This window comes from Gordonia oryzae (genome assembly GCF_003797185.1).
GTDB classification, from domain to species: Bacteria; Actinomycetota; Actinomycetes; order Mycobacteriales; family Mycobacteriaceae; genus Gordonia; species Gordonia oryzae.
In genome coordinates, this window is sequence record NZ_RKMH01000006.1 from 74,062 (window position 1) to 89,350 (window position 15,289).

Genomic DNA, 15,289 nt, shown 5'->3' on the forward strand with positions numbered 1-15,289 from the left:
TGGCCATGACAGGCATGGCCGGCTGGGCATGAATCGCGTCCGCCGGGTGCCGGCATCAACAAGTTCGGTGGATGCGTGTCGTCCGGCGGACCGACTCACGCTAGCAACGCGCCCGACCGGCGGGCCAACCATCACCTACCAGCTCTTGACACGGTCGATCGACGATGCTACCGAGTCAAGAGCCAGGCCAGCAGGACCAGCACGATGAGCGCCAGCAACGCCCAGGTCACACGTGAACCGATCACCGACTACAAACCTTTCCTGTCTTCATCGGCGAACCGACGACGATCGATCACCGACATCACGCCGTCGACCAGCGCGTTCAGTGCGATGGCCACGAAGATCGCGCATGGCACCACCACCACGAGGGTGACCAGGAGCTGTGGGACGAAGGCCAGGCCGGTCAGCCATTCCTCCGTTCCGTCCCACCAGGCGAGTAGCCCGTTCACCAGTGATCACCTCATCTGCCGCCGAACATCCCAGGGTTCTGATCAGCGTGATTCGAAATTCGTGGATCGTCCGATCCGGTCTCGTTTCGGCGCCTGCCCCAGGCCGTTCGCCATCATATGCCCCGATCTGGTCGCCTCAGCCCGGTGCGTCCAGCCGCCAGGGTTCGTAGGCGCGAGGGTCGTTGATCGGCTCCATGTGAATCGTGACCCGAAGGTGATCGAGAGTCGAGTGCAGTTCGTCCTCCACCGCCTCGGCGAGGTCGTGGCCGTGGTCGATCGTCCAATCTCCCGGGACGAGCATGTGCAACTGGACGAAACGCTCGTGACCCGCCTCGCGGGTGCGGACATCGTGAAAATCGACCTCGCCCGACCGGAATCGGTCGAGGACACCGGAGATCTTCACCAAGTCGGCGGCGGGCAGCGCCGCGTCAAGCAGACCGTCACCGGATCGCCATATCAGGCGCCCGCCGACAACCACGATGTTGATCGCAACCAGGATCGCGACAATCGAATCCAGTGGCTGCCAACCGGTCAGCAGAACCAGGAACACACCGACGACCACCCCAACCGTCGTCCACACGTCGGTCAGCAGATGTTTGCCGTCTGCTTCCAGCGTCATCGACCGGTGTCGCTTGCCAGCTCGCAGCAACAGCACCGCGACAATCGCGTTGACGATCGTGGCGGCCACCGAGATAGCCAGACCCAGCCCCACCGACTCGAGTTCGGCCGGGTGGGCAAGTCGCTCGGCGGCTGCAACCACGATCGCCACGGATGCCGCGACGATGAGTACCCCCTCGAACACCGCCGAGAAGTACTCGGCTTTGGAATGGCCAAAGTTATGCTCGGCATCGGCCGGACGCGCGACGACCCGCAGCGCGAGGAATGCAGCAATCGCCGCCGCCAGGTTGACCAGAGACTCAAGCGCATCGGAGAGCAGACCGACCGACCCGCTGATCCGCCACGCGAGCAGCTTCATGACGATTACCACGATCGCGGTGACGATACTGAGCAGCGCGTAGCGCGTCAGATCCTGGCGTGCCTCGACGGACCCGGAAGACATGTATCCATTGGACCACGAGTAGTGCAACCGCGGGCACTACAGCCACTGGTACCGCAACCACGAGTAGCCTCCGACGAGGCACTCACCCGATCACCGCCCTCGGGTCCGACGCCTCTCGGGTCGCCAACAGATTCTCGATCGCCTTCTCGGTGTAGACCCGATAGCCGAAATCGGGCCGGTAGCCGTGGATCTCGGGGGTGTCGAGCGTGGTGATGAAATCGAGGATGTTCGCACTGAAGACCTGCCCGGGCACCAGGACGGGGAAGCCGGGCGGGTACGGGGTGACAAAGGTCGCCGACACCACGTCCCGGCCCGAAGCGATCCGCTCGAGAATCGTTTCCGCCGAGAGGTATTCACAATTGGCGTCGTCGTAGGCGAGGTAGAACGCGCTACGCACGTCACCTTCCGGTGTCGGCTCGGAGCCGGAGGGGTCGCAGAACGCCGGGTGAAATCCACTGAAATCGGGCATCGCTGGCGCTCTCTCGGTCAACCGGCGGACCGTCTGTTCGAATCGCGCGCGCTCGTCGATCCCCATCTCCTCGACATTCTCGTCGAGTTCGCGGACGATGTTGACCATCACTTCGACGAGGAACGCGACCGAGCTTCGCGTGGTGCCGATGTTGGTCATGAACAACACCGTGTTGCGCGAGGTCTTGTTGATCTGGACCCCGTATCGATCCATCAATTGCTCACGCTTGAAGGTGTCACCGTCGTAACCGGTGCGCCCGATGGACAAGGTGATCCGCGACGGGTCGAGGACGAATTCGTCTTGGCTCCAAGCGGTTTGCATGTTGCGCAGGCCGGACCGCAACGGCTGATCGATGCGTGAGGGCCGGTGGGTGACCGGGATGAGGTCGCTCGTGCGCAGACACTTGACGTAGCGCGCCAGCAACGGATGGTTGTCGATGGCATCGCGAAGGCGCATCGCGTTCTCGATCTGTCGCTGGACCAGTTCGACGCCCTCGAGCGCCACCTGGCGTCTGCCGAGATCCAACGACGCGAGGATCTGGTAATTCGGCGAGGTCGAGGTATGTGCCATATAGGCCTCGTGAAATGGCTCGGCGACCTTCTGGTCGAAGTCCTGATCGAAGACGTGGATCATCGAACCCTGTCGCAACGACGTCAACGTCTTGTGGGTGGATTGGGTCGCGTACACCCGCACTCGTGCGCGGGCGGGATCGGGTCGCAACCTCGTATTCAGCAGTTCCTCGTCGGTGACCTCGGACTGAGCGCAGAGATGGTCCTCGTAGGACGCCCGGTACTGCGGATCGGCGAAACGCCGACGAAGTTCGGCCGCACTGTGCATGGCAGTCCGGTTGCGGTAGACCGGATGGAAACGCGCGAACGCGAACCACGCTTCGTCCCAGAGGAATACCAGGTCGGGCTTGATCGCGAGACACTCTTCCATGACGCGAATCGGGTCGTAGACGATGCCGTCGAATGTGCAGTTGGTGAGGGAGATCAGCTTGACACGGTCGAGCTTTCCGGCGCGGCGAAGCGCGAGGAGCTTGCCCTTGATCTCGCGCATCGGCACCGCCCCGTACATCGAGAAGTCAGGCAGCGGATAGGCTTCGAGGTAGGTCACCTGCGCGCCGGCCAGCAGCATGCCGTAGTGGTGGGACTGGTGACAGTTGCGGTCGAGCAGCACGATGTCGCCCGGCGCGACGAGCGACTGGGTCACGATCTTGTTGGCGGTCGACGTACCGTTGGTGACGAAGTAGGTGTGCCTGCTGCCGTAGATCTTTCCGGCGAGTTCCTGCGCGTCGCGCAATGGCCCGGTTGGCTCGAGGAGCGAATCGAGACCGCCGCACGTCGCCGACGTCTCGGCCATGAACACGTTGAGCCCGTAGAAACTCACCATGTCCTGGATCCAATGCGATCCCACGATCGACTTGCCCTGAGAAATGGGCAGCGCATGAAAGACGCCCGTGGGGCGGTGGCTGTACTCCTTGAGTGCGCTGAAGAACGGCGTCCGGTACCGCTCGGCGACACCCTGCAACAGACTCAGGTGCAACTCCAGAACGCCTTCGCGCGCATGGAATACCCGGCGGAAGTGCGCGCCGAGCCTACCCGCCATGTCCTCGACCTCGATCTCGGTCATCAGGTAGAGATCGAGCTCGGGTCGCAGATCACTCAGTGCGCCGGCCAGGATCTGCGCGCGTTCCTCCGGTGAGAGGTGCTCGGCCAACGACTCGGACAACTCACGATCGACGAAGTCGTCGAGGCCGGTGAGGTCTCGGGCGGACGCGTGCGAGAACCGGCGCCGGATCACCACGGCCTGCAGGTTCGCGTTGAGCCGAGCAGCAACCATCGCCTCTTCGCCGCTTCCGACGACAACGAGTTCGTAGGCACACTGATCGTCGGGGCGGCGCCAACTGCGAACCTCTTGCCGCAGCGCACGTTCGGCCGCCTCGGTCATCGACTCGACGACCAGGACCTCGAAGTACAACTGGCCCTGAGTATTCACCGGTCGATGCTCGATCTCACGGGGATCGGTCGGGAAGATCGCCGCATCCTTGTCGACGTCTGCGTCGCCGTGTCGGTAGGACTCCGTGGTCAACGCATTGTTGATGTCGGCCACCATCTTGCCGAAGTGACGGTGATCCCCGGAGCCGAAACGCCGCTGCAGTCGCGCGAAACGCGACGGACCCGGAAAAGCCCAATAGGGTTCGAGCGTAGCCAGTTCGGTGATCAGACCGCGACAGATCCCCAGATATTGCTCACGCCGCTCGCCGACGGTATCCGGACGATTGAGGCGATCGGCCGCTTCGTCGAGGCGACACCACAGATCGCCGCGCAACTGCCAGACACTGTTGTAGGCGTGACCGTTCTCGACCATGGCAAACCCTCTCGACGCCGGGTATCCCAGGGTCGGCGCCCCGAGGGTCGGACAGGCGAATGCCGATCGAACGGGCGATGGCGTTCTGGTGAGCAGCCCGCCACCGTCTCATCGACTGCTGGTCACACGTCCTCGGAGACCAGCCCGCGCCGTCGCATCAACGGCCCGATGTCGGGCTGGTGTCCGATCAACAGCACATGTGGCGAGAGCGGTTCGACGCTGTTACCGCGCGACAGCGTCGAGGCGGCGAAGCGAGCACCGTTCTCCCGGCGCAAACCACCCTTGGCAAGGAACCATTGTTCGGTCTCGGCGTCGAGTACCTCCGACCAGATGTAGGAGTAGTAGCCGGCCGAATAGCCGCCGCCGAAGATGTGGTTGAAGTAGGCGCTGCGATAGCGCGGTGGGATCAGGTCGGTCCCGAGTCCGGCCGCACGCAGGGCGTCGCTCTCGAATGCCTCGACGTCGTCGACCGCCTCGGCGTCGGCGACCGACAGTCGGTGCCAGGCCAGGTCCAGTGCCGATGCGGCGAGATACTCGACGGTGCCGTGGGCGGTGTCGGCACCGGCGTTGGCCCGTGCGGCGTCGGCGAGTTCGGCGGGGATCGGCTCCCCCGTCTCATGATGGCGCGCATAGTTGGCGAGCACATCGGGGTGCAACGCCCACATCTCGTTGACCTGCGAGGGGAATTCGACGAAGTCCCGCGGCACCGACGTCCCCGACTGCGACGGATACTCGACGGCCGAGAGCAGGCCGTGTAATGCGTGACCGAATTCGTGGAACAGCGTGGTCAATTGATCGATGCTCAGCAGAGCTGGTTGTCCCGCATCGGGTTTGGGGATGTTCAACACGTTGACGATGACGGGTTGGCTAGCCAGCCTTGAAGACTGATCGACGATGTTGTTCATCCACGCCCCGCCCCGCTTGGACGGCCGCGCGAAATAGTCACCCAGGAACAGACCGATGCTGTCACCGGACTCGTCGAAGACCTCCCAGATGCGCACATCGGGGTGGTAGGCGCGCAGATCCGGGCGCTCGGTGAAGCTCAATCCGTAGAGAACTCCCGCCGCGTAGAACACGCCGCGCGTGATCACGGTGTCGAGTTCGCAGTAGTCGGCGAATGCGTCGAGATCCACCTCGGAATGTGAATGACGTTGCCGCGCAAGCCAATAGGTCAAGTCGGCGGCACCGATCCGGACGTCCGGGTCAATGCCGCGCGCGAACTCGGTCAGCGCGGCGATCTCCCGCCCTCCCGCGGCGCTCGCCGAGCCGATCAACTCGGTCAGCAACTGCTCCACGGCCGTCGCGTCGGGCGCGGTCTGCTCGGCGATCACATAGTCGGCGTGATCGCGATAGCCGAGCAGTTGGGCGCGCCGGGCCCGCAGCACGACGATCTCGCGCAGCAACTCCCGCGTGTCGAACTCGTTGCCGCGCGCGCATCGGGAGATCGAGGCGTCGAAGATCCGTTGCCGGGTCCGCGGGTCGGACAGTTCGGTCAGCACGGACTGACTCGTCGGCAGTTCCAGGCTGATCAGGTAGCCGGACTCGTGACCGGCCTCGGCGGCGGCGCGGCGCGCCGAGGCGATCTGGCCGGCGCCAAGCCCGTCGAGCCGGGAGACGTCGTCGACGAACACCGCCGAGGCATTGGTGTCGTCGAGGATCTTCTGCGAAAAGGTGGTCGTCAGATACGCCAGGCGCGAGGATATCTCACGCATCTGGGTCTGCCCGGACGCATCGAGACCCGCACCCGCGCGCACGGCGTCGCGGTAACTCTTGTGAAGGAGACGGCGTTGCGGCTCGGTCATCGCGACCTGATCGGCGCGGCCGTATACATCCGAGATCCGGGCGAACAGCGCCGGGTTCATCGCGATGGCGTTCGCGTGATCGGTCAGCCGCGTGGACAGCTCTTGGGAGATCTCGTTGCGCCGCGGGTTGGTGTCGGCGCCGACGAGGTTGAAGAACACCCCAGCGGCGCGAGCCAGATCGCGGCCCGACAGTTCGAGAGCCTCCACCGTGTTGGCGAAGGTCGGCGGTTGCGGGTTGTCGGCGATCGCGGCGATCTCATCGAGGTGGGTGCCCATGGCCTCGGTGAACGCCGGCAGGAAATCCTCGTCGGAGATCGACGCGAAGTCCGGCAGTCCGTGCGGCAAATCACTGTGTGCGAGAACGGGATTAATACTCGGTCCGTCGGCGGTCATCATTTCGCCTTCGGCTTGTCGCCCTGGGAATCGGTGGACAGTGCCGCCACGAAGGCCTCCTGCGGCACATCCACCCGCCCGATGGTCTTCATGCGCTTCTTGCCCTCCTTCTGCTTCTCGAGCAGTTTGCGTTTACGGCTGATGTCGCCGCCGTAGCATTTGGCCAGCACGTCCTTGCGGATCGCTCGAATATTCTCGCGCGCAATGATCTTCGATCCGATGGCGGCCTGGATCGGCACCTCGTACTGCTGGCGCGGGATGAGCTCCTTGAGCTTGATCGCCATCTTGTTGCCGTAGGTGTAGGCGGCATCGCGGTGCACGATCGCGCTGAAGGCGTCGACCGCCTCGCCCTGCAACAAGATGTCCACCTTGACCAGATCGGCCTCCTGCTCACCGGCCTCCTCGTAGTCGAGACTCGCGTATCCGCGGGTCCGGGATTTCAGCGAATCGAAGAAGTCGAAGATGATCTCGGCCATCGGCATGGTGTAGCGCATCTCCACCCGGGTCTCCGAGAGGTAGTCCATGCCGCCGAGTTCGCCGCGCCGCGACTGGCACAGTTCCATGATCGCGCCGATGAACTCGCTCGGCGCGATGATCGTGGTCTTGACGATCGGCTCGAAGATGTTGCGTGCCTTGCCTTCCGGCCAGTCCGACGGGTTGGTCACAATGTGCTCTGCACCGTCTTCCATCACCACCCGGTAGACCACGTTGGGTGCCGTCGAGATCAGGTCGAGGTCGAATTCACGCTCGAGGCGCTCACGGGTGATCTCCATGTGCAGCAGGCCGAGGAACCCGCAGCGGAACCCGAAACCGAGGGCTACCGAGGTCTCCGGGTCATAGGTGAGCGCAGCGTCGTTGAGTTGCAGTTTGTCCAGCGCATCGCGCAGCACCGGGTAGTCGGATCCGTCCACCGGATACAGGCCGGAGTAGACCATCGGTCGGGGCTCGCGATATCCGGTGAGTGGCTCTTCGGCACCGTGCCGAGCCGTGGTCACGGTGTCACCGACCTTGGACTGCCGCACATCTTTCACACCGGTGATCAGATAGCCGACCTCGCCGACGCCGAGTCCCTTGGACGGCTTGGGTTCTGGGGAAACGATGCCGACCTCGAGCAGTTCGTGAGTGGCGCCGGTGGACATCATCGCTATCTTCTCGCGCGGCACGATCGCGCCGTCGACCACACGCACGTAGGTGACGACGCCCCGATAGGTGTCGTAGACGGAGTCGAAGATCATCGCGCGCGCCGGTGCGTCCGGATCGCCCTGCGGCGCCGGGACCTGACGGATCACCTCGTCGAGCAGCGCGGGCACACCCGCGCCGGTCTTACCCGAGACCCGCAGGACCTCGTCGGCCTCGCACCCGATGATGTGGGCGATCTCGGCGGCGTAGCGATCGGGATCGGCCGCGGGCAGGTCGATCTTGTTGAGCACCGGGATGATGGTCAGGTCGTTGTCCATCGCGAGGTAGAGATTGGCCAACGTCTGCGCCTCGATACCCTGCGCGGCGTCGACCAACAGCACGGCACCCTCGCAGGCCTCGAGCGCGCGCGACACCTCATAGGTGAAGTCGACATGACCGGGGGTGTCGATGAGGTGCAGCACGTACTTCTCGTCGGTGCCGTCGGCTCCGGTCACCGTCCACGGCAGCCGGACGTTCTGTGCCTTGATGGTGATGCCGCGTTCGCGTTCGATGTCCATCCGGTCGAGGTACTGCGCCCGCATGTCCCGATCCGAGACCACACCAGTGAGCTGCAACATCCGATCGGCGAGGGTGGACTTCCCGTGGTCGATGTGCGCGATGATACAGAAGTTCCTGATCTGCGCGGGATCGGTGAACGTGGTGTCGGCGAAGGTGGGAATCGGACTACTCCTCGGTGGTAACACGGTGTTGCGTCGTACCAGTTTCTCATGACCTCGGTTCCACACGACCTCGGTGCGGACCCGACCCGATCACCCCGGAACCCCCGAGGGCGCTCCTCTGACCGCCGACAGCGCCCAGCGCATGCCGCGCGATACCGTGTCGCTGTGGCGGCGAACAGCGGAATCGAACCCTACGACGAGGGCTCGGTCGTGGCGACCATCCATCATCCCGAGCAGACGCCGCGGGCGAGCGTCGTCCTGGCACACGGCGCCGGGGGCAACCGGGATACCGCGATACTGCCGGCCTACGCGAGTGAACTCGCCGGCCGCGGATTCGCGGTGGCCCGGATCGACCTGCCCTACCGCCAGCGCCGCCCCAAGGGACCGCCGAGTCCCTCGACCGCGCCCGCCGACCGCGACGGTATCCGTGCCGCCTGCGCGGCCTTTCGGTCGTTGTCGGCGGGCCCGCTGATCGTCGGCGGCCATTCCTACGGCGGTCGGCAGGCCTCGATGGTGCTCGCCGAAGACGGCGCTGAGGTGGCCGACGGCCTGTTGTTGAGCTCCTACCCGTTGCATCCACCAGGCAAACCCGAGAAGGCCCGCACCGAGCATCTGCCGTCGATCACCGTCCCGACGCTCGTCGTGCACGGCAGCACCGATCCGTTCGCCACGACCGACGAGATCGGCGCGGCGATCGACCTGATCCCCGCCCCGACCCGGCTGGTGGAGATCGCCAAGGCGGGCCACAGCCTCGATCCGACGAAGAAACCCACAGCGCCCCTCGCCGCCGACGCGGTCGAGCACTTCCTGCTCCGGGAGATCGGCGCAGGATGGCAGATCGACGCATGAGCCGCCGCACGATGCGCCCCACCGCGGAGGTGGCCCGATCCATCAGCTACTCCCCCGACCTCGATGGGGATGCCGATCCCGGTGAAATCGTCTGGACCTGGGTCGAATTCGAGGAAGATCCATCACAGGGCAAGGATCGGCCGGTACTCGTCGTCGGCCGCGATCCGGCCGAGAACCCCGCAGCCGATGACGGCAGCGGCACGTCAGAGCACGTCCTCGCACTCATGCTGTCCAGCAAGGATCATCACCGCGACGACGACGCCTGGCTCTCGATCGGCGCAGGTGGCTGGGACGCCGATCATCGCGAGAGCTTTATCCGCCTCGACCGCGTGCTCGTCATCGACGCCGACGGCATTCGGCGCGAGGGCGCGATCCTCGACCCAGCCCGATTCGACAGGGTCGCAACGCAACTGCGCGATCGGTTTGGCTGGCGGTGATCACGCCAGCCGCGTGATCTCGACGACGACGTCGAGATCTGTGGCCTGACCACCGGTGTAGATGCCCTTGAGTGGCGAGACGTCGGAGTAGTCGCGCCCCACGCCCACCGACACGTGCTGCTCGGTGATCTCAGTGAAGTTGGTCGGGTCGAATCCCCACCACCCACCGGTCCATGCCTCGATCCACGCGTGGCTCTGACCTTCGACAATCTTGTCTACGGCCGCATCGGGTTTCGGATGCAGATATCCCGAGACGTAGCGGGACGGAATACCCAGCCCACGCAACATCAGCAAGGTCAGGTGCGCGTAGTCCTGGCACACACCCTTGCGCTCGTTCCACGCGTCGACCGCGGTGGTGTGCACACCGGTGGTACCCGGGACGTATTGCATCTCGTCGTAGACGTAGCGGCACACCGCCTCGACGGCCTCTTCGGGATCGAGCCCCCTGGTCAGCCGCTTGGCGGTTGCCACCAGACTGCGGTTGCGGGGCACATACGGCGTGTTCGACAGCGCCTCGTCGTAGCGGTCCTCGACCTCCTCGTTACGGATGCCGTCCCAATCGCGTTTGCGGTCGTCCTCCGGTCGTTCACCGGGTTCGGTCTCCACCACCGACATGCCCGAGACCTCGAGTTCCTCATGGGGCGCATGGAGATCGAAGGCGGTGACCGCGGTCCCCCAGTAGTCGGTGTAGCGGTACGAGCGAGTCGCCGGAACGGTCTCCACACGATTGACGATGACGTTCTGCCTGCTGTCGCTGCGCGGTGTCAGCCGGGCCTCGTTGTAGGACGAGGTGACCGGGCTCTGGTAGGCGAAGCCCGTCGAATGCACGACCCTCAGTCGCCAGCTCACAGTTCACTCTCCTCGATGACATGTTCCTCACCGTCGCTGACGCGGGCATCGGCCCACGACACGTACGGCGACACATGGAAGTACTGGGCGGTGACCGCCTCGTTGACCGCACGGCAGGTGTCCTGCAGATCGAGCAGCCGCTCCTGCAATCCGTCGAGCAGATCGCCGGGCTCCAGGAACTCCAGCGAGCTGCGCGCCCGCCCGAGCAGGAGCAGCGCCTCGGCCTGGGCACCGGTACGGCTCGGGCCTTTCTCCAGATCGGCCAGATTGTGTTCGGCGACGCTGAGTGCATGGAACACCGACCGCGGGAAAAGTCGGTCCAGCAACATGAATTCGACGATGTTCTCTGCGTTGATGACGCCGCGGTACGTCCGCAGGAACGTGTCGTGCGCACCAGCGGACACCAGCACGTTGACCCACGCGGGCGAACCAGCGCGATCTCCGGCACGCGCGAGAAGCATGCGGATGGTCATGTCGACCCGCTCCACCGAACGACCCAACAGCAGGTAGCGGTAACCGTCGTCGTGGCTGAGCGTGGCGTCGGCGAGTCCGGCGAACATCGCGGCGCGATTCTTCACATACGACAAGAACTCGTGAGGGCCCAGGCGGCGTGATCGACGCTCGGCTTCGGCCAGACCGTTGTAGGTGGTGTTGAGGCACTCCCACATCTCACTGGAGGTGACTTCACGTGCGCCCCTCGCATTCTCGCGGGCCGAACGGATGAGGTCGACGATCGATCCGGTCGATTCCTTGGCGTAGGCGACGCGTTCGGTCAGCGACCAGACATCGAGTTCGGTTCCACCCGGGGGTGCGTCGAGTCCCAGGACCTGGATAACCAGCCGCACCGACGAGTCGACGTCGGCGGTGGCATCCTCGAGCAACTGGTGGATCGCGACATCGAGCAGGCGTGCCATGTCGTCGGCTCGCTCGACGTAGCGACCGATCCAGTAGAGCGATTCGGCGTTGCGGGCCAACATCATCGGACATCACCGTCCTGGTTCGGCACCGATCGTGACGACTGCTTCTGGATCATCTGCGTCTGGGTCATCGAACCCAGTGTGTGCGTCTGCGCCGAGTGCGTGCCGACACTCTGCTGCTGCTGTTGCTGTTGGGTCTGCGCCACCAACGGATCCGGCGCACTCTCGGCGGGTCGAGCCGCGGCGACACCACTCTTGGTAACGACCTTGGCGCCGGCGAGCTCCCGCTCACCCTCGGAGCTGCGGGTGGCGAGCACCCAGGTGTCCTTCGATCCGCCGCCCTGGCTGGAGTTGACCACCAGGGACCCCTCCGGCAACGCCACCCGGGTCAGCCCGCCGGGCAACACCCACACCGATTCGCCGTCGTTGACCGCGAACGGGCGCAGGTCGACGTGACGCGGGCTGAGGTTGTCGCCGGCCTTGGTCGGCACGGTCGACAACTGCACCACCGGCTGCGCGATCCATCCGCGCGGATCGTTGCGCACCTTACGGGCCAAGGTGTCGAGTTCGGCCCGGGTCGCGTCGGGACCGAAAACGATTCCGTAACCACCCGATCCCTCAACGGGTTTCACCACCAGCTCGTCGATGCGATCAAGGACCTCCTCGCATTCCTCGGGAAGCCAGCACCGCAACGTGTCGACATTGGCGATGATCGGCTTCTCGCCAAGGTAGTAGTCGATGATCTCTGGCACGTAGGTGTAGATCAACTTGTCGTCACCGACGCCGTTACCCACCGCCGACGAGATCACCACGTTACCCGCACGTGCCGCGTTGAGCAGGCCGGCGACGCCGAGCATCGAATCCGGCCGGAACTGCATCGGATCGAGGAAGTCGTCGTCGATGCGCCGATAGATGACGTCGACGCGCTGCTCGCCCTCGGTGGTGCGCATGTAGACGACGTTGTCACGGCAGAATAGATCACGGCCCTCGACGAGTTCGACGCCCATGAGCCGCGCGAGCAGCGAGTGCTCGAAGTACGCGGAGTTGGCCACGCCCGGGGTGAGCACCACGATGTTCGGGTCGGCCTCGTTGAAGGCCGCCGAGGCCCGTAACGCCCGCAGCAGATGGCTCGGATAGTCGGCGACCGCACGGACCTTGTGCGAGGAGAACAGGTCCGGGAACACCCGGGCCATGGTGCGCCGGTTCTCCATCACATAGGACACACCCGACGGTGAGCGGAGATTGTCCTCAAGCACCCGGAAATCGCCGTTGGCGTCACGGATCAGGTCGATTCCCGCGACGTGGATTCGGACTCCGTTGGGCGGCCGGATGTTTGCGGCCTGCCGATGGAAGTGCTCGCAGGAATGCACCAACCGTTTGGGCAGAACCCCGTCGCGCAGGATCTCCTGCTCGCCGTAGACGTCGTCGAGAAACAACTCGAGCGCCTGCACACGCTGGGTGATACCGGCCTCGAGTTTGGACCACTCCGATGCCGAAATCACCCGCGGCACAACGTCCAACGGGAAGGGCCGTTCCTTGCCCGAGAGGGAGAAGGTGATGCCCTGGTCGATGAAGGCGCGACCGAGCGCGTCGATACGGCCCTCGATGTCGGCGCGCTCGGATTCGGCCATGACCTTGAAGATCCCCCGGTAGGCCGACCGGACCTCACCCTGGTGATCGAACATCTCGTCGTAGGCCACACCGAAGGACTTCGCCGCCTCGTAATCCGCGAAAATCCCTGTTTCCGTGGATTTTACGGAGGTGGCGGCGATCTTTGCCCGGCCCGTCCGCGCATTCGACGCCGGCTTGCCGTCCGGTTTCGAGGACGACGTCCGATTCGCGGTCGTCTTCGCCGAAGAGGTCTTACGCGCCTTCTTCGCGGGCGTTTCCGTCGGTGCGGGGCTCATAACCTGACATGTTGCCTCAGATTCAACGATTCGGCATGGTGGTCCGCGGACCCCGACACCCTCGCCGACCCCAGTAATCGGCCGACGCGGAACTCAGCCGCCGATCGAACGCCGTAGGGCCAGGATCCGTCGGCGCGCGCGCCGCACCAGATTCATCGCACGCGTTTGCGCGGCCGGGCGTGTCACCGGCATCGGCGCCCGGATGATCATCTCGGCCAATGTGTCGAGCGCCACAGTGAGAACCTCCTCGGCCTGCGGTGCCGTCGCTGCGTCGTCGCGCTCGCGCCGCACCTGCAGGTCGTCGAGCGAACCGACCACGGAGTAGCCCGCGGATCGCAACCCGGTGATCATCTCGGCGGACCGATCCGCAGCCCATGCCCGCTGTTCGTCTGACAAGCCGGGCGGCACACCGTCGGACCGGCCCGACATGATGTGGGCGACGACCTGCTCCTTGAGGACCCGCTCGTATCGCTGCCACTCCACGACGTCGGGCTGCAACCGCGTGTTGAGCAGGCGCAGCATCTCGGTCTGGGCCGCCGACAAAGACGTGTTCAGGTTCGGCACCGGAACGGTCAACGGAGCCGGGTCGACACCGAGCACCGACAGGAATCGCTCCCACAGACCGTCGCCGTCACCACGGATGCGTGGCACGGTCACCACGTGCACCCGCTCGGCGCCGACCACCTGCGACCAGCGGGCCAATATCCGCACATGATCCTGGAACTCCCAGAACGGTTCCTCCTCCGGCAGTTCACCGGGGTCCCCGGCCCCGACGTTCGGTGACTCCGCATATGCCCGCACCGACGTCACAAACTCGTCGAATGAGGCATGCCGCTGGTTCTTGACGTTCTCCTGCCAGACCGAGGGCAACTGACGCGCCAGATCTCGGACGGTTGCGATGACATGGACCTCATCGGCGAACGACAGATCCGCGACGAGGCGCCGCGCCTGATCGACGGTGGCGGTGGCGAACAGTTCGTGGGAGACCAACGCAGTCTGGGGCCACGGTCGCATCTGCCCGACCATCGATGCCCAGGTCCGCGCATGGGCCGGATCAACCCAGTCGAGGTAGCGGTCGGGCTGCAGATGTGCGGCGGCGTGGAAGTGGTCGGTGATCTCGTTGCCTGGGTACAGCAGCCCCGACTCTTGCAGGGCGAGGTCGCGATTGTGCCAGAGCCGATCCTGTAGGTGCGTGGTCCCGGTCTTGGGTAACCCGATGTGAATGTAGACGACGGACATGATGGTCGTCACAATAGTGCCCGATATCTCCGATACCACTGCAGCGACACTGGGTATCGGCTGCGAGTTCGTCTCGACGGTGAACTGTCCACGAGGCCACGCCAGCCGATCGCCCATCGCGATTTTGGGGGCAGGTGTCCGGCTGGTAAACTCGATCGCTGTCGCAGCGTCGCCCGAACCCGATCACGGGAATCAGGTAAGGCCTGCTCGGGAGCGTCTGGAGATCCGGCCCGAGCCCATCGATCACCGATTGGGTTCGTCGGGTTGATCGCAACCCGACGAGACACGACCGAAAAGCACCAACACCAGACACACGAACTACACAGACGAGGTACACACGCGTGGCAAACATCAAGTCCCAGGTCAAGCGCAACCGCACCAACGAGATCCGTCGGCAGCGCAACCAGTCGGTCAAGTCATCCCTGCGCACCGCGATCCGCGGTTTCCGTGAGGCCGTGGATGCCGGCGACAAGGACAAGGCCGGCGAGCTGCTGGTGACCACCAGCCGCAAGCTCGACAAGGCCGCCAGCAAGGGCGTCATCCACGCCAACCAGGCTGCCAACAAGAAGTCGGCAATGGCACTCGCCCTCAACAAGCTCTGAGCCGTCAGTAAGCTCTGACGACTCAGAGCGATCTGATTCGCCGGCATGCCTTCGGCGACTGCGAGCGCCTGACACGGCTGCTGCGGC

Annotated in this window: 12 protein-coding genes; 3 read left to right on the forward strand and 9 right to left on the reverse strand. The window is 64.7% G+C overall.

The genetic code is table 11. The annotated features are described in order from the left end of the window. Positions 1-248: 248 nt before the first annotated feature. The 5 genes from EF294_RS09090 to lepA form a co-directional block, all read right to left on the reverse strand. Entirely contained in the window at positions 249-449 is a 201-nt protein-coding gene (locus EF294_RS09090; protein WP_123928502.1) for a hypothetical protein, read from the reverse strand. A gap of 136 nt (positions 450-585) precedes the next feature. Next, the gene (locus EF294_RS09095) at positions 586-1,509 is read right to left on the reverse strand and encodes a cation diffusion facilitator family transporter (RefSeq protein WP_123928505.1); all 924 of its coding nucleotides are present in this window, start codon (positions 1,507-1,509) and stop codon (positions 586-588) included. Between the two features lie 82 nt (positions 1,510-1,591). After that, a complete protein-coding gene (locus EF294_RS09100) occupies positions 1,592-4,348 on the reverse strand; it encodes an aminotransferase class I/II-fold pyridoxal phosphate-dependent enzyme (protein WP_123928508.1) in 2,757 nt (918 codons plus the stop codon). 122 nt (positions 4,349-4,470) lie between these two features. Further along, complete coding sequence (locus EF294_RS09105) at positions 4,471-6,543, reverse strand: M3 family metallopeptidase (RefSeq protein ID WP_425459414.1); 2,073 nt, start codon at positions 6,541-6,543, stop codon at positions 4,471-4,473. Next, positions 6,543-8,426 carry a translation elongation factor 4 gene (lepA, locus tag EF294_RS09110; RefSeq protein WP_123928514.1) on the reverse strand — a complete coding sequence of 628 codons (1,884 nt, stop codon included), beginning with the start codon at positions 8,424-8,426 and terminating at the stop codon, positions 6,543-6,545. The genes EF294_RS09105 and lepA overlap by 1 nt, the downstream gene beginning before the upstream one ends. Before the next feature lie 141 nt (positions 8,427-8,567). On the opposite strand from lepA, the gene EF294_RS09115 reads away from it, so the two are divergent. Together EF294_RS09115 and EF294_RS09120 are read left to right on the forward strand one after the other, a co-directional pair. Next, positions 8,568-9,251 carry an alpha/beta hydrolase family protein gene (locus EF294_RS09115; protein ID WP_123928516.1) on the forward strand — a complete coding sequence of 228 codons (684 nt, stop codon included), beginning with the start codon at positions 8,568-8,570 and terminating at the stop codon, positions 9,249-9,251. After that, positions 9,233-9,688 carry a type II toxin-antitoxin system PemK/MazF family toxin gene (locus EF294_RS09120; protein WP_123928519.1) on the forward strand — a complete coding sequence of 152 codons (456 nt, stop codon included), beginning with the start codon at positions 9,233-9,235 and terminating at the stop codon, positions 9,686-9,688. The genes EF294_RS09115 and EF294_RS09120 overlap by 19 nt, the downstream gene beginning before the upstream one ends. Here the strand turns inward: EF294_RS09120 and EF294_RS09125 are convergent, their stop codons facing one another. From EF294_RS09125 to EF294_RS09140, 4 genes are all read right to left on the reverse strand, one after another. Then, the gene (locus EF294_RS09125) at positions 9,689-10,537 is read right to left on the reverse strand and encodes a transglutaminase family protein (protein WP_123928521.1); all 849 of its coding nucleotides are present in this window, start codon (positions 10,535-10,537) and stop codon (positions 9,689-9,691) included. Next, a complete protein-coding gene (locus EF294_RS09130) occupies positions 10,534-11,517 on the reverse strand; it encodes an alpha-E domain-containing protein (protein WP_123928523.1) in 984 nt (327 codons plus the stop codon). The genes EF294_RS09125 and EF294_RS09130 overlap by 4 nt, the downstream gene beginning before the upstream one ends. Continuing rightward, on the reverse strand, positions 11,514-13,361 hold the full coding sequence (locus EF294_RS09135) for a circularly permuted type 2 ATP-grasp protein (protein WP_185091010.1): 1,848 nt from the start codon (positions 13,359-13,361) through the stop codon (positions 11,514-11,516). The genes EF294_RS09130 and EF294_RS09135 overlap by 4 nt, the downstream gene beginning before the upstream one ends. A gap of 93 nt (positions 13,362-13,454) precedes the next feature. Further along, positions 13,455-14,600, reverse strand: a complete 1,146-nt coding sequence (locus EF294_RS09140) for a sulfotransferase family protein (RefSeq protein WP_185091011.1) — start codon at positions 14,598-14,600, stop codon at positions 13,455-13,457. 341 nt (positions 14,601-14,941) lie between these two features. Here EF294_RS09140 and rpsT point away from each other — a divergent pair, with 341 nt between their 5' ends. Next, the gene (gene rpsT / locus EF294_RS09145) at positions 14,942-15,202 is read left to right on the forward strand and encodes a 30S ribosomal protein S20 (protein WP_006370614.1); all 261 of its coding nucleotides are present in this window, start codon (positions 14,942-14,944) and stop codon (positions 15,200-15,202) included. Positions 15,203-15,289 lie beyond the last annotated feature (87 nt).

What these genes read in the sequence shown, in the direction of transcription:
- EF294_RS09095 (WP_123928505.1), bottom strand. Translation starts at nt 1,509, where the DNA reads ATGTCTTCCGGGTCCGTCGAGGCACGCCAGGATCTGACGCGCTACGCG.
- EF294_RS09100 (WP_123928508.1), bottom strand. Translation starts at nt 4,348, where the DNA reads ATGGTCGAGAACGGTCACGCCTACAACAGTGTCTGGCAGTTGCGCGGC.
- EF294_RS09105 (WP_425459414.1), bottom strand. Translation starts at nt 6,543, where the DNA reads ATGACCGCCGACGGACCGAGTATTAATCCCGTTCTCGCACACAGTGAT.
- EF294_RS09120 (WP_123928519.1), top strand. Translation starts at nt 9,233, where the DNA reads ATGGCAGATCGACGCATGAGCCGCCGCACGATGCGCCCCACCGCGGAG.
- EF294_RS09130 (WP_123928523.1), bottom strand. Translation starts at nt 11,517, where the DNA reads ATGATGTTGGCCCGCAACGCCGAATCGCTCTACTGGATCGGTCGCTAC.
- EF294_RS09135 (WP_185091010.1), bottom strand. Translation starts at nt 13,361, where the DNA reads ATGAGCCCCGCACCGACGGAAACGCCCGCGAAGAAGGCGCGTAAGACC.
- EF294_RS09140 (WP_185091011.1), bottom strand. Translation starts at nt 14,600, where the DNA reads ATGTCCGTCGTCTACATTCACATCGGGTTACCCAAGACCGGGACCACG.